The organism is Corynebacterium sp. LaCa54 (assembly GCF_046717495.1).
Lineage (GTDB): Bacteria > Actinomycetota > Actinomycetes > Mycobacteriales > Mycobacteriaceae > Corynebacterium > Corynebacterium kefirresidentii.
In genome coordinates, this window is record NZ_CP177115.1 from 1420092 (window position 1) to 1434473 (window position 14382).

Annotated in this window: 10 protein-coding genes; 6 read left to right on the forward strand and 4 right to left on the reverse strand. The window is 58.6% G+C overall.

Annotated features, from left to right (window positions below):
- Positions 1-64: 64 nt before the first annotated feature.
- On the reverse strand, positions 65-973 hold the full coding sequence (locus ACLI1M_RS06955) for a hypothetical protein (RefSeq protein ID WP_316359946.1): 909 nt from the start codon (positions 971-973) through the stop codon (positions 65-67).
- Positions 974-1078: 105 nt separating this feature from the next.
- Here ACLI1M_RS06955 and hrpA point away from each other — a divergent pair, with 105 nt between their 5' ends.
- Positions 1079-4966 carry an ATP-dependent RNA helicase HrpA gene (hrpA, locus tag ACLI1M_RS06960; RefSeq protein WP_411706484.1) on the forward strand — a complete coding sequence of 1296 codons (3888 nt, stop codon included), beginning with the start codon at positions 1079-1081 and terminating at the stop codon, positions 4964-4966.
- Here hrpA and nrdR read toward each other — a convergent pair.
- A complete protein-coding gene (gene nrdR / locus ACLI1M_RS06965; RefSeq protein WP_049361220.1) occupies positions 4963-5421 on the reverse strand; it encodes a transcriptional regulator NrdR in 459 nt (152 codons plus the stop codon). The two genes, hrpA and nrdR, sit on opposite strands and share 4 nt — an antisense overlap.
- Before the next feature lie 725 nt (positions 5422-6146).
- Between nrdR and lexA the strand changes: the two genes are divergently transcribed.
- Together lexA and ACLI1M_RS06975 are read left to right on the forward strand one after the other, a co-directional pair.
- Complete coding sequence (lexA, locus tag ACLI1M_RS06970; RefSeq protein ID WP_023021380.1) at positions 6147-6851, forward strand: transcriptional repressor LexA; 705 nt, start codon at positions 6147-6149, stop codon at positions 6849-6851.
- A 355-nt stretch (positions 6852-7206) separates the two neighbouring features.
- Positions 7207-7989 (forward strand): DeoR/GlpR family DNA-binding transcription regulator, encoded by a 783-nt coding sequence (locus ACLI1M_RS06975; RefSeq protein WP_023021379.1) that lies wholly within the window; start codon positions 7207-7209, stop codon positions 7987-7989.
- Between the two features lie 21 nt (positions 7990-8010).
- Here ACLI1M_RS06975 and ptsP read toward each other — a convergent pair whose 3' ends face one another.
- The gene (ptsP, locus tag ACLI1M_RS06980) at positions 8011-9699 is read right to left on the reverse strand and encodes a phosphoenolpyruvate--protein phosphotransferase (RefSeq protein WP_408918446.1); all 1689 of its coding nucleotides are present in this window, start codon (positions 9697-9699) and stop codon (positions 8011-8013) included.
- Positions 9700-9893: 194 nt separating this feature from the next.
- On the opposite strand from ptsP, the gene ACLI1M_RS06985 reads away from it, so the two are divergent.
- Genes ACLI1M_RS06985 through ACLI1M_RS06995 form a run of 3 tightly spaced genes read left to right on the forward strand, consistent with a single transcriptional unit; the run spans position 9894 to position 13299 of the window.
- Positions 9894-10859: a 1-phosphofructokinase family hexose kinase gene (locus tag ACLI1M_RS06985; RefSeq protein WP_411706485.1), complete on the forward strand. Its 966-nt coding sequence runs from the start codon at positions 9894-9896 to the stop codon at positions 10857-10859.
- A 13-nt stretch (positions 10860-10872) separates the two neighbouring features.
- Entirely contained in the window at positions 10873-12975 is a 2103-nt protein-coding gene (locus tag ACLI1M_RS06990) for a fructose-specific PTS transporter subunit EIIC (protein WP_411706487.1), read from the forward strand.
- A 54-nt stretch (positions 12976-13029) separates the two neighbouring features.
- Positions 13030-13299 (forward strand): HPr family phosphocarrier protein, encoded by a 270-nt coding sequence (locus ACLI1M_RS06995; RefSeq protein WP_023021375.1) that lies wholly within the window; start codon positions 13030-13032, stop codon positions 13297-13299.
- A 68-nt stretch (positions 13300-13367) separates the two neighbouring features.
- Here the strand turns inward: ACLI1M_RS06995 and ACLI1M_RS07000 are convergent, their stop codons facing one another.
- A complete protein-coding gene (locus ACLI1M_RS07000) occupies positions 13368-14357 on the reverse strand; it encodes an HNH endonuclease signature motif containing protein (RefSeq protein WP_023021374.1) in 990 nt (329 codons plus the stop codon).
- Between the last annotated feature and the right edge of the window lie 25 nt (positions 14358-14382).

The window sequence follows — 14382 nt, forward strand, 5'->3', positions numbered from 1 at the left end:
CTGCACACAACACACCAAAGGCCACCGTTCCACGTAGGAAACGGTGGCCTTTGTCTTTATCGAGCTATGCCTGCGGGAGCGTATTGCGCCCAGCACACTGGCGGAACAAATGTGCCTGCGCCAAGAACGTAACCGGATAAGCCACGATGAGGCCGATACCCAGAAGCAAGAATCCACCGATGATGATGAAAAAGTTCAAAATTGCCAGTAGCAACATTTGACCGTAGTTATTCTTACCTGCCTGAAAGCCCTTCTTCACGGCGTCACCAACGCTATCGCCGTCGGCCGCGAACCATTGCATCAGCGAGAAGAATGGTTGGATAAAGAAGCTAATGAGCAAAAGCACGCCCATGATGCCCATGACGCTTAATACTGCCGCAACTGCTTCGTCCTCCGTCATATTCTCGGCGTCGTTAAGCAACCCATAGACAGTTCCACCTACTGCAGCGAATGCAATGAGGCTCGCCACCGCCCCGATGACGAGCATGATGACCAGCGGCTGCCACCAGCGTACGTTCTTAAACAGATAGCCCCAGCCGGTGCGAGAATCATCAATCTGGAAAAGCGCCAGACGCATAATTACCAGCGACAATACAAGGCTTAGGACAGTCGAGATGAGCTGAGAAACCCAAGAACCCGCGGTTGGATCACCCGTACCGGAGTAACTCGCGGCATTGATGCCGCCTGCAACGGCTACAAAAACGATACTTAGAACAAAAAGCGCTAGTGCTCCTAGAATCCACAGCTTCCAATTGCCAAAGACAGTCCTAAAAGCCCAAGAAACCGCATCTATTGCGGAGGCCTTACCGGTAAACGGCCGCTGGCCTGCTTGGTAGCCCATATAGCCTTGGGTATTTTCTTCATGGCTTCCGCCATAGGACGGAAGCTGTCCGTAGTTTGGTCGGTCCTCGGGGTGATCGGTCGGTTCGTAGCGCGGAAAATCATCATTTCCACCCGAATACGGGTTCGTCATAACCGGGGTTCCTCCTTAAGGAATGCGAATCAGTGCATGGATAAGTATTTTCACTTTAACAACTTTTCCTCATTTCAGGCGGGCAGGTAAAATCTGTGTCTAGTCATGACTATGAATGAAACCCCTTCCCGCGACGAGCTTTTCGCCGCACTCGAAAATGTCACCTTGGCCGAAGCCCGCTCCTTCCGCCGCCGCCTGAAAAAGGCCCGTGCCCCGAAAGCGCTCCAAGAAATCGGCGCTGAAATCCACGCTGCGGCTGAGCGCGTCGCGCTTACCGACGCCGCCGTCCCCACCATCACCTACCCCGACGCCCTCCCCGTCACAGCCCGTAAGGACGATATTGCCGAAGCCATCCGTGACAACCAAGTAGTCATCATTGCGGGCGAGACTGGCTCCGGTAAGACCACCCAGATCCCAAAAATCTGTCTTGATCTGGGCCGCGGCCGCCGCGGATTAATCGGCCATACCCAGCCACGCCGCATTGCAGCGCGCACCGTGGCCGAACGCATCGCCTCAGAACTGGACCAAAAGATTGGCGAATCCGTCGGCTACGCCATCCGCTTTGATGATCGCGTCTCTGAGACCACCGCGGTTAAGCTCATGACCGATGGCATCCTACTCGCCGAGATGCAGCGTGACCGCTTCCTCAACAAGTACGACACCATCATCATCGATGAGGCCCACGAGCGCTCCCTCAACATCGACTTTTTATTGGGCTATCTCAAGCGTCTTTTGCCCAAGCGCCCCGATCTCAAGGTCATCATTACCTCCGCAACCATCGATCCGGAAAGCTTCGCTGCCCATTTTGCCGACGCCGACGGAAACCCTGCCCCCATTATCGAGGTCTCCGGCCGCACCTACCCGGTAGAAATCCGTTACCGGCCCCTCGAGTTCGAGGCCGGCGGAAAGGTGGTGGACCAAGACCCGCTCGACGGTTTGACCGTGGCAATCGAAGAGCTGATGCACGAAGGCGACGGCGATATCCTTTGCTTCTTCCCTGGCGAACGCGATATCCGCGATGCCATGGAGGCCATCGAAGGCAAGAAGTGGAAAAACGTCGAGGTCACTCCCCTCTTTGGCCGCTTATCTAATCAAGAACAGCATCGCGTTTTCAGCGAACACCGTGGCCGCCGCATCGTGCTGGCCACGAATATTGCAGAAACCTCGCTTACTGTGCCCGGCATCCGCTATGTGGTTGATACCGGCACCGCCCGTATCTCGCGCTATTCCACGCGCACCAAAGTCCAGCGCCTGCCTATCGAGCCTATCTCGCAGGCCTCCGCCAACCAGCGCTCCGGCCGCTGCGGCCGCGTTGCCGATGGCATCGCCATTCGCCTCTATAGCGAACAGGACTTTGAAAGCCGCCCCGAATTCACCGACCCAGAAATTCTGCGCACCAACCTCGCCAGCGTCATCTTGCAGATGGTCTCGCTCAAGCTAGGCGACATCGAACAATTCCCCTTCATCCAACCGCCCGAGCACAAGGCCATCCGCGATGGCCTTAACCTCCTGCACGAGCTCGGCGCTCTCCACGACAAGCAGGATAAGCCCACGCTGACCGCCACTGGCCGCGACCTAGCGCGCATCCCGCTAGATCCCCGTATGGCACGCATGCTCATTGAGGCCAATACCAACGGATGCCTGGATGATGTCATGGTCATCGTCGCGGCCATGACCATCCAGGACGTTCGCGAACGCCCCCTTGATTTCCAGGCCCAGGCCGACCAAGCCCACGCCCGCTTCAAGGACAAGTCCTCGGATTTCTTGTCCATGCTTAAGCTCTGGGACTACATTAAACAAACCCGCAACGAGCAATCCGGCAATAAATTCCGCAAACGCATGAAGCAGGAGTTCCTCCATTACATGCGCATTCGCGAGTGGTTCGACCTGGTGCGCCAGCTCAAGGACGTCGCCAAGCAGCTGGGCTGGACATACCAGGAAGGTACCGAGCGCCGCGCCGATGATATCCACATGTCCCTCCTGTCAGGCTTGCTGTCCAATATCGGCGCCCGCGATGGCAACTCCAAAGAATTCCAAGGCGCGCGCAACACCCGATTCCTGGTATTTCCTGGCTCCGCCTTGGCCAAAAAGCCGCCGGAGTTCCTCATGGCCGCCGAGCTGGTGGAAACTTCCCGCCTCTGGGCACGCGACGTCGCCACCATCGATCCCGCCTGGGTAGAAAAGCTGGGCGCAGACCTGCTCAAGCACAACTATTCCGAGCCCACCTGGTCCCGCAAACGCGCCACCGCCATCGCTCACCAGAAGTCCACACTCTACGGTGTACCCATTGTGGCCGACCGCACCGTGCCCTACCACCGCGTCGATCCCACCGCCGCGCGCGATATGTTCATCCGCAACGCGCTCGTTGCCGGCGACTGGAATACCCACCACGCCTTCTTCAAAACCAATGCCCAAGCGCTTGACGACGCCGCCGCATACGAAGAAAAAGCCCGCCGCCGCGGCCTCATCGTAGACGAAGACACCCTCTTCGACTTTTATGACCAGCGCATCCCAGCAAATGTAACAACCGGCCGTCATTTCGACTCGTGGTGGAAAAAAGAACGCCGTCGCAACCCTGAATTGCTGGATTTTGATCCGACAAAGCTCATCGATGACTCCCACGAGGTCACCGAAGACTCCTTCCCCGACCACTGGAGAAAGGGTTCCATCGACTACGAACTAACCTATAAATTTGAACCCGGCGATCCACTCGATGGCGTTACCGTGATGGTACCCATCCCCATGCTCGCCGGCTTAGATACCGAAGGCTTCGATTGGCTCGTACCCGGCCTGCGTCTCGAGCTCGTAACCGAACTCATCCGCAGCCTGCCCAAGGCCCTGCGCCGCACTGTTGTTCCAGCGCCCGAATTCGCTGAGCGCGCCATCGACCGCCTCGTCCCTTATGAAGGCACCATCACCCAGCAGCTTGCCGACGTCCTCCATGAACTCGGCGGCCAAGGCATCAACGCCACCGATTTCCAGCCCAGCAAGCTACCGATGCACCTGCGGATGAACTACGGGGCCATCGACAAGCGCGGCAAGATCGTCGACTCCGACCGCGACCTCGCAGCGCTTATCCGCCGCCAGTCCGGGCATATCAAATCCTCTGTGTCCCGCGTCTCTCGCACCGCTGAGTCCACCGCTGTCAGCGAGTGGACCGACGATACTCTAGGTGCCATCGATGACACGGTTACCACCAACGTCGACGGCCACGAAGTCACGGCTTACCCCGCCCTCGTCGCCACAAAGGACGGCGTTGAACTCAAGGTACATCCCACCAAGGCCGCAGCCGATGCCGCTATGGTTACCACCACCCTTACCCTGCTTATGCGCGACATTGCGGTCAATACTGCACAAATGGTCAAGGGCCTGCCGCTGCAACAACGCGTCGCCGTCGACTCCTATCCCCACGGCGGCGCCGATGGCCTGGTCAACGACGCCCGCGTCGCTGCCATACGCGACCTGATGCTAGAGGCCGGCGGACCCGTCCGCACTCCTTCCGCTTTCCAGAAGCTCAAAGACACCATCAAGCCCCAGGTTCCGGGCCGTGTGCGTCAAGCGGTGGTGGCTATCGCCCCAGGACTCGCCGAGTATTCCAACCTGCAAGCCGAACTCGCCCACTGGGACGGTGCGGCCATCGATGACATGCGAGAGCAATTGGAGTTCCTCCTACCCCGTAATGCCATCACAATCCATGGCATGTCCCACCTGCGTCATCTACCGCGCTATATCCAAGCCATGCGCATTCGCTTAGAGGACATGAACCTTGACCCTGACCGCGACGCGGACCGCCAGGCCGAGGTCGATAACGCCAAGGCCTACCTAGCCAACCGGCTGCGCAGCCTACCACCTGGCCGCGAAAAGACGCGCGAAGTCAAGGACATTCGCTGGATGGTGGAGGAACTTCGCGTTTCACTATTCGCCCAACGCCTCGGCACAGCTCACGCCGTGTCGCTCCGCCGCATCCAGAAGGCCGTTGACAAACTGCGCTAGAAATCCTCTCGGTCGCGCCTACGCATGAGACGAATTTCAGATTCGAAATCATCAGCGCTTTCAAAGGACTTGTAGACCGAGGCAAAGCGCAGATAAGCCACCTCATCAAGATCGCGAAGCGGTTCCAAGATGGCCAGGCCAATCTCATTCGCGTTGACCTGAGAGGAACCATGCCCGCGTACGGTCTCTTCCACTTCTTGCGCCAGTTTTTTCAGGGCATCGTCACCCACATCTCGCCCCTGACAGGCGCGCCGTACGCCGCGAATCAGTTTATCTCGACTAAAAGGTTCCGCGAGTCCGTTCCGCTTGACCACCAACAACACGGCCTTTTCGACCGTGGTAAAACGCCCCTTACACGAAGCACACTCACGCCGGCGCCGAATCGACGCTCCAGCATCGACGACGCGGGAGTCAATGACACGGGATTGCTCATTATGGCAGAAGGGGCAATACACAGAGGTCCTTTCACTGACGTTGTTACCCCAGTAGTTTACTCGCCCAGCAGTCCGCCCAACTACCGAGCATAAGGCCACCGCCTCACTAATGCACTACAGCAGCCTCGACCTGTTGAATGTCTGAGGTCGGCGGTTGCGGTGCACTACTTCCTTCCGCCCCTGCCAATCCGCCTAGGAGCGTGCCCAAAAAGACCGCGATTCCAAACACGCCACCTAAAACGTAGTTACCTGTGTTCGACTTCACCGCGCTACGTTGAGCTCTCTGTGAAAGACCGTCGCCCCCGCCAGATTTCACTCGATTCGAACGATATGTCGTTCGATCTTCTACGCGGAGAGTTCGAACATACCGCGAATCACCGCTCCCTCGCGCCGCGCGAGGGGCATATCGATCCACGTCCCATACAGATGCGGGAGAAACCACTAGAGCGCCTGCAGAATTACGCTTTGCCAGGTCATTTCGAGAATTAATAAGTAGAGACATGTTTTTCCTTTCGACGACCGAACTCACCATAGGCATCCCACTGGACACTTAATTTGAAACAGTCGACATAATGTTCGATTTAGTTGGTACGTTCGATTTATAGCACCGCTTCGAATACTTGTCCACCCGTGGACACAAATCTCGAACATCTGTACTTTTCGTGCTACAAATGACTTGTGGCACTCTAAATCCGCCCACTAATAGACCGACAACGAAGTCACCCGACCCTACGTAGGAGCCAGCAATGGGCCGCAAGCCAAAAAAGTCCGCCGAGAAGACCGATTACGCATCCCTATCCGACCGCCAACGACGAATCCTCAATGTCATTAGTGACGCCGTCATGCTGCGTGGCTACCCACCAAGCATTCGCGAAATCGGCGATGCAGCAGGCCTGCAGTCCACATCCTCAGTTGCCTATCAGCTGAAGCAATTGGAAGAAAAGGGATTTCTCCGGCGCGACCCAAATAAGCCGCGTGCCGTAGATGTTCGCCATCTCAACACAGACGAAGGCACCAAGAAGCCTGGCCGCAAGCCCGCTAAGCCCGAACAGCAGGTTCCCGAGGACGCAGGCGCTGTGTCTTATATTCCTGTGGTCGGTCGCATCGCTGCGGGAGCACCCATTACCGCTGAGGAAAACGTCGACACGTACTTCCCCATGCCTGACGAGGTTGTCGGCAGCGGCGACCTATATATGCTGCAGGTAGTCGGCGATTCAATGAAGGATGCAGGGATTCTCGACGGTGACTGGGTGATTATTCGCTCCCAGTCAGTTGCTGAGGAAGGCGAATTTGTCGCAGCGCTGCTGGACGGTTCCGAGGCCACCGTTAAGGAATTCCACCGCGATTCCTCGGGCGTATGGCTACTTCCCCACAACGATGCTTACTCGCCCATTAATGGCGATGATGCAGAAATTATGGGCAAGGTTGTATCCGTGTTCCGCAAACTTTAAACACTCACCCAGCCTCACTCCGCCCCGCAACGGCCGCCCCAGGCCGTGCGGGGCTTATTTGTGCGCATTTCTCATTAATATAGCCTCTCCGCCAGCCACCCCCATTTTGGCGCCATTTTGGACCCAGACAGCAAAGGAGACGAAAATCCCACTTTCCCACTTTTTGCCCTGACCAGCTATTTTCGTACTTCGTAGCGCGGTGATAGCTGTGCAAATTTTTGCTTTAGTCCGGTTATTCCCGATTTTTGAGACAATGGACTAAGAAAAACAACATCGCGGGACTTTCCTATCCACAAAATCCGGGAATTTTTACCCCCGCTACTCCCCGCGGTGTGCTTAAGTCCAAGGAGGAATAATGTACGCAGAAGAGCGGCGCCGCCAGATAGCGTCTCTCACCGCCGTTGAAGGTCGCGTCAACGTCACTGAGCTATCCGAGCGCTTCGAAGTCACGGCCGAAACCATTCGACGCGATCTAGCGGTGTTGGATCGAGAGGGCGTCGTCCATCGCGTGCATGGCGGCGCGGTAGCATCCCAGTCCTTTCAAACTGCGGAACTTACCCTAGACACCCGGCAGCGTTCCGCCTCCGGCGCGAAAGCCGCCATCGCCCGAGCTGCGCTGGATTTTCTTCCCCACGGCGGCGGCAGCATTTTCCTCGACGCGGGAACTACGATTAATGCATTTGCTGAGCTGATAGGACAGCAATACCCCCAAGGCCAGTTCAACATCGTCTCCAATAGTCTGCCCATCGCCTTGTCCTTAGCAGGCAGCGGAGTACCGGACGTCCAGCTGCTTGGCGGCACGGTTCGCGCGATCACCCAAGCTGTCGTCGGCGACACCGCCCTGCGCACGCTAGCGCTCATGCGCGCCGACGTCGCCTTCATCGGAACCAATGCCCTGACCCTGGATCACGGGCTTTCCACGGCCGATCCCCAAGAAGCAGCCATCAAGTCTGCCTTTGTCACCAACGCCCACAAGGTCGTAGTGATGTGCGATTCCAGCAAACTGGGCAATGACTACTTGGTAAGCTTCGCCCCCGCCGCTGATATCGATGTCGTCATCACTGACGCCGCAGCCCCCGATTCCTTTGTGGAGGCGCTGCGCGAGCACGAAATTGAAGTCGTACTCGCCAGCGAATAAATCCCGCTCCTTCGCCTCAAGCTAGGCGAAGGAGGCCATGGTTTCTACCACTGCAGTACGGGCGGCATCAGGGCTTTCCGCATCCAATGCCACCTCAGCGAGCTGTTGGCACTGTTCCAAGGTAATTTCTGCCAACTGTGCGCCTACGCCTGCTACTGCAGTAGACGCTGCGGACAGCGAATTCACGCCCAAGCCCGTAAGCACGCAGGCCAGCATGGGGTCGGCCGCTGCTTCTCCGCATACGCCTACCGCAACGTTATTGGCCTGGCCCACAATGCAGGTGTGCTGGATAAGTCGCAGCACGGCCGGCTGCCACGGGTCGGTCAGGTAGGCCAACTGCGGGGACAGACGGTCTGCAGCCATCGTGTACTGAGTCAGGTCATTGGTGCCGATGGATACGAAGTCGAGGTGCGGCATGATTTTATCCGCCATAAGCGCTGCGGCGGGAACCTCAATCATAGCGCCAGCAGTCAGGCCGCGTTCACGACACAAGTTGGCAAACCACTGCGCTTCGGTAGAAGTGGCAACCATGGGAGCCATCACCCACGTAGAGGCTTTATCATCACGGGCTTCGGCAGCCTGCGCAATTGCATCAAGCTGGCGGGTCAGCAAAGCTTCATTATCGCGCGCGATACGCAGACCGCGAACGCCCAATGCCGGGTTTTCCTCAGACCTTAGCGTGGCATAAGAAATTGGCTTATCGGAGCCTGCGTCCAATGTGCGCACAACAACCTTGGATTCGGGGAAGGCCTTGAAAACCTTTCCGTAGATCTTTGCTTGTTCCTCCACGCTGGGCTCTTCGCTGGCCGAAAGGAAGGACAACTCCGTGCGATACAGGCCGATGCCTTCTGCCTGAGACTCCGAAGCGATGCGGGCGGCATTGCCATCAGCAACATTTGCCAGCAGCTGCACGCTGTGACCGTCCTTGGTCTTAGCTGGTCCGCGCCACTGAGCAACGCGTGCTGCACGCTCACGGTATTCAGCGACGGCCTTGGTGGAGGTCTTCGCATCAGCACCACAAGTCACGGTTCCTACTGCGCCATCGACAAATACCAGCGTGCCGCTTTCAATGTCGCCAAGCGAAGCGCCCACCGCCACGATGCACGGAATGTCCAATTGGCGCGCGATGATGGCCGTATGGCTAGTGGGGCCACCGAGCTCCGTAACAAGGGCTTTAATGTGTTTGGTATCTAGCGTTGCGGTATCGGCCGGGGCCAAATCATCTGCAAACAAGACGGCCTCGCCATCTACCAAAGGGAGGCCTGGCTCATCCTCACCACGTAGCTCAGCGATGACGCGGTCGCGTACGTCCTTCAAGTCGGTCGTGCGCTCGGCCATCACGCCACCAGCGGCTTCGAACATGGTGACAAACTTGTCAGTCGCGCCAACAGTGGCAAATTCCGCATTCCTACCGGTGCGGATATTCTTGCGCACTGTTTTGTGCCAGCCACGGTCCTTGACCATACCGGCGGTTGCAGTGAGAACCTCGGCCGCTTGGCCCTCTGCGGCTGCCGCGCGCTTCTCCAATCGATTAGCAACCGTATCTACGGCCGCAAGAAAGCGGTTGTACTCGGATTCACTCGCTTGCTCTGGGTCAATGCTTCCCTCGGTAGGCAGGGCCGGGCGAGGGCGGACCCACACGGCTTCGGCGTAGGCGACTCCGGCAACGACACCGGTGCCTTTGATTGTGGACTCAGACGCGTTTTCCATGAGCGTACTTCCTTCGAAGATAGCGGTTATTGACTTCCAGAACACCACAAAACGGATAGAAAAGCAATGTATACCACAGTTTTCTGTTGACTTTCGGACACATTCGGACAAGAATCAACATTAAGGGCGGGCCATTCCCAAAGGTTCTCTCCAGCGGCGTTCGGCCCCAATATATAACCTGCGAAAGGGACAACTTGATTCTCACGCTGACCCCCAATCCCAGTATCGACGCCACCCTCGTACTCAGCGAGCCTTTAACTTCCGGTGATGTCCACCGTGCCAGCGAGGTCACACAGGTTGCAGGCGGCAAGGGCGTAAACGTCACCCATGCCGTGCACCTAGCCGGCGAGCAAACCCTGGCACTTTTTCCGTCCCACGACTCCGATTCCTTCCTGAATCTCATCCACGCGGCCGGATTGCCTTCTTCGGCTACTGCTATGGACGGCTCCATTCGCGTCAACACCACCATCACCGAGCCCGACGGCACCACCACCAAGGTCAACGGCCCAGGCCCCGTGCTTTCCGACGCCGATGCCCAAGCCATTACCTCCACCCTCACCGCCCGCGCCCTCGCGGCCGACTGGGTGGTGCTAGCCGGTTCCTTGCCGCGCGGCGTGGACACCGATTGGTATTGCGAGCTCATCTCCGCTATCCATGCGGCCGCACCACAGGCCCGCATCGCGGTAGATACCTCCGATGCTCCGATGCTGGCCATCGGGAAAAATCTCGAGTCTTCGGCACCCGATCTCATAAAGCCCAATGGTCTAGAGCTCGGCCAACTCACCGGCACCGACGGCCGCGAGCTGGAAGCACAAGCCGCCCGCGGTGACTATTCGGGAGTGGTTAGCGCGGCACGCGACGTCGTCAAGCGAGGCATCGCAGAAGTGCTCGTCACCCTCGGTGGCGCCGGTGCCGTACTGGTTACGGCTGAAGGAGCATGGGCTGCCACTCCCCCTCCAGCCACCGTGAAATCCACCGTAGGTGCTGGAGACGCAGCGCTCGCCGGATACCTTCTCGGCCGCACCGCTGGTAAATCTCCGGCCGCAAGCCTTGCCCGATCCGTGGCCTACGGGACCGCGGCTGCATCCAAGCAAGGCACGCAATTTCCTCGTCCTGAAGAAATAGATATCGCTAATACCACCGTTAACTCGCTAGCCTAAGGAGCGCCCCAAAATGGCTTCCGAACTCATTACTACGGAACTTGTCGCCCTTGACGCCGACTTTGGCGACAGTGTTGACTCCGTCATTACCAACCTAGCCGCGCTAGTCCACGACACCGGCCGAGCCACCGACGTCGCCGGATTGGCCCAACCCGCCGTCGACCGCGAGGCTAAAGCCGGCACCGGCGTACCCGGCGGTGTTGCCATCCCGCACTGCCGTTCCGAGGCTGTCACCGAACCAACCCTCGCATTCGCCCGCCTAGGCCGCGGTGTAGATTTCTCCGGTCCTGATGGAGACGCCCAGTTGGTCTTCCTCATCGCCGCTCCGGCCGGTGGCGGCAAGGCTCACCTAAAGATTTTGTCCAAGCTAGCCCGCGCCCTTGTCCGAAAAGACTTCCTCGAGGCACTGCGCAGCGCCCCCACCAAGGAAGAAATTGTTCGCCTTGTCTTGGATGTAGTCAACGCAGAAAAGCCAAAGAAGAAACCGGCCGCCGAGTCGGCTGCCCCCGCCGCTGGTGCCGCCGGTACAGGCTCCTCCGCCGCCCCCAACGGCTCGTCCTCGGCGACCCCAACTACCGCGGATTCTTCGGACAACGTCACCCGCATCGTGGCCATCACCGCCTGCCCTACCGGCATCGCCCACACCTACATGGCGGCCGACGCCCTCACACAGACCGCGGCCGAACGCGATGACGTAGCGCTGACCGTAGAAACGCAAGGTTCGTCGAATAATGAGTCCGTCTCCCAAGCCACCATCGATGCGGCCGATGCGGTCATCTTCGCCACGGACGTTGGCGTACGCGACCGGGAGCGATTCGCTGGCAAACCGGTAATTGAGTCTGGCGTCAAGCGCGCCATCAACGAGCCTGGCACCATGCTCGACGAGGCCATCGCCGCCGCCCGAAACCCCCACGCGCACAGGGTATCCGGCACCGCTACCCGGGCCGATGCAGAAGAAGAGGGAAAGTCTCTCGGTTGGGGCAAGCGCATCCAGCAGGCCATCATGACCGGCGTATCCTATATGGTTCCATTCGTCGCGGCCGGTGGTCTTCTGCTTGCCCTTGGCTTCCTTTTTGGCGGCGCCGATATGGCAAACGGTTGGCAGGCACTGTCGACGGACTTTTCACTAGGCAATCTTCCTGGTCATGACGTAACCGTGGACGGCGAACTTATGCATTTCGAGCGCTCCGGGTTCTTGCTGTATCTCGGCGCTGTTCTTTTCGCCATTGGCCAAGCAGCGATGGGCTTTATCGTTGCTGCTCTTTCCGGTTATATCGCCTACGCGCTCGCCGGCCGTCCAGGCATCGCCCCAGGCTTCGCGGGCGGCGCGATCGCGGTTACCCTAGGTGCTGGTTTTATCGGTGGCCTGGTAACTGGTCTTCTGGCGGGCTTCGTCGCTTTGTGGATTGGCAATTGGAAGGTACCACGCTGGCTGGGCTCGCTCATGCCAGTTGTCATCATCCCACTACTGACCTCGCTCGTCGTCGGCCTTGCGATGTACCTACTGCTGGGCGCACCGCTGGCAGCCATCATGGATGGCCTGCAGGATTGGCTTTCGTCGATGTCCGGTTCCTCGGCCGTGCTCCTAGGAATCATCCTCGGCTTGATGATGTGCTTTGATTTGGGCGGCCCTGTCAATAAGGCGGCTTATCTCTTCGCTACGGCCGGACTTTCTACCGGCGACGAGTCCTCCATGCAGATCATGGCCGCGGTTATGGCCTCCGGCATGGTTGCACCGATTGCGCTCTCCCTGGCCACGTTCATCCGCAAGTCGCTGTTTACTCCGGCCGAGCAGGAAAACGGCAAGTCCGCTTGGTTGCTGGGCCTGTCCTTCGTCTCGGAGGGTGCCATCCCGTTCGCCGCGGCCGACCCCTTCCGCGTTATCCCTTCGATGATGGCCGGCGGCGCGGTGACAGGCGCGGTTTCGATGGCCTTGTCGGTCGGCTCCCGAGCTCCACACGGCGGTGTGTTCGTCCTCTTCGCCATCGACCCGTTCTGGGGCTATCTCGTCGCTATCGCGGCCGGTGTGGTTGTCTCGACCGCAGCGGTGCTGGCAATGAAGCAGTTCTGGCCTAGTAAAGCCGTCGAAGAAGCTGCTCAGAACGTGGCGGCATAAACCAAACACTCGTACACTGGATTGCAACAATCCCCATAAGAAAGGATCTTTTCCATGGCTTCCAAGACTGTAAAGGTAGGTTCCTCTGTAGGCCTGCACGCACGTCCCGCCTCCATTATCGCGGACGCAGCTGGCGAGTTCGACGAAGACATCTTCCTCAACCTCGTTGGCGATGACGATGAAGATGAGACCGATGCGGCCTCTTCTTTGATGATTATGGCTCTTGGCGCAGAACAGGGCGATGAGGTTACTGTTACTTCCGACAACGAAGAAGCGGTAGAAAAGATTGCTGCCCTCATCGAAAAGGACCTAGACGCTTCCTAAGCCCTAAAACGGTTCGCTTTAAAGCTCCCCGCCTGTGTGGTGGGGAGCTTTTCGCTTGCCGACGCCACCTATCCCCACGGTGGCACCCAGCTCACCTGCCCGTTTATCCGGGCCAGCCGTCCTCTGCGAGGTGGGGCATTGGGGGCATCGTCATTGACTCCATTATGGTAGGGACAACAAGTCGCGAGGTTCGCAGCGTTAGTCTCACCGCCGTGCTTCCACGCCTTCAGGTGGTGGACCTGGCATTCATCCGCGGGAAAATTACAGCTCTCCCACGGGCACACCGGGTTTAGCGCAGCCGCCATCAGCCGCTGCTTGTCGTTGGCTAGCCGCGAGGTTCGATAGAGGTTTACCGGCCCCTCGTGCGGGTGAACGAGTGTGACATAGCCGTGATCGCTTAGTGTCCGCGCCACGAGCTCCGCTCCCGTCATTTGAGCGCCATTGGTCAACTGCAGGGTAATTTCTTCGCCCCCACCGTCGACTATTCGGTCGAGCTCATCGAGGGTGAGCACTACCTGTGTCGTTACCGTCGTGCGTGCTGCATTCGCTTTCCCGAAAAAGAGGTCTTTGGCAGATTCCAGCGGCTTATTGGCATCCAATGCGGCGTGCATATCTGCTACATCGGCTGAATCCCCAGTAATGGTCAGCGACCACGGGCCGCCGGAACGACGGGTAATGCGCACGCCTTTTTCCGGTGTGCGGCGCGGGCGCAGCTCGCGGACCAAGGCCCGAGCACGCTTTTCTAGTGCTGTAGCACTGCCACGAAAGGCACACAGTTCGCAGCGTAGGGTCCAGGCATCTCGCTGCGTCGGCAAGCGCAGGGCGTATTTTTCAATGAGCAGCAGCACGTCGAGGGAATGAGTAGTCTGTCGCGCTGCTCGCTGTTTGGCAGAAAAGCCGCACTTGCCAAAGTAAGTATCGCACAGTCGTAGCAGGTCACGCGCGGCAATGTCGGAAGCACCTTGCGCGATGAGCTCGCGATCACTGAGCCCTTGAGCGGCGGCGACGATATCCATTCCGGCGCTCATGGCGTCTAAGTATGCGTCCAATGCGGTCATGCCGCTGAGTTAAACAGCCTGCGCA

Excerpts from the sequence above, each read along its gene's own strand:
- ACLI1M_RS06955 (WP_316359946.1), bottom strand. The coding sequence starts at position 973 with ATGACGAACCCGTATTCGGGTGGAAATGATGATTTTCCGCGCTACGAA.
- hrpA (WP_411706484.1), top strand. The coding sequence starts at position 1,079 with ATGACTATGAATGAAACCCCTTCCCGCGACGAGCTTTTCGCCGCACTC.
- lexA (WP_023021380.1), top strand. The coding sequence starts at position 6,147 with ATGGGCCGCAAGCCAAAAAAGTCCGCCGAGAAGACCGATTACGCATCC.
- ACLI1M_RS06975 (WP_023021379.1), top strand. The coding sequence starts at position 7,207 with ATGTACGCAGAAGAGCGGCGCCGCCAGATAGCGTCTCTCACCGCCGTT.
- ptsP (WP_408918446.1), bottom strand. The coding sequence starts at position 9,699 with ATGGAAAACGCGTCTGAGTCCACAATCAAAGGCACCGGTGTCGTTGCC.
- ACLI1M_RS06990 (WP_411706487.1), top strand. The coding sequence starts at position 10,873 with ATGGCTTCCGAACTCATTACTACGGAACTTGTCGCCCTTGACGCCGAC.
- ACLI1M_RS06995 (WP_023021375.1), top strand. The coding sequence starts at position 13,030 with ATGGCTTCCAAGACTGTAAAGGTAGGTTCCTCTGTAGGCCTGCACGCA.
- ACLI1M_RS07000 (WP_023021374.1), bottom strand. The coding sequence starts at position 14,357 with ATGACCGCATTGGACGCATACTTAGACGCCATGAGCGCCGGAATGGAT.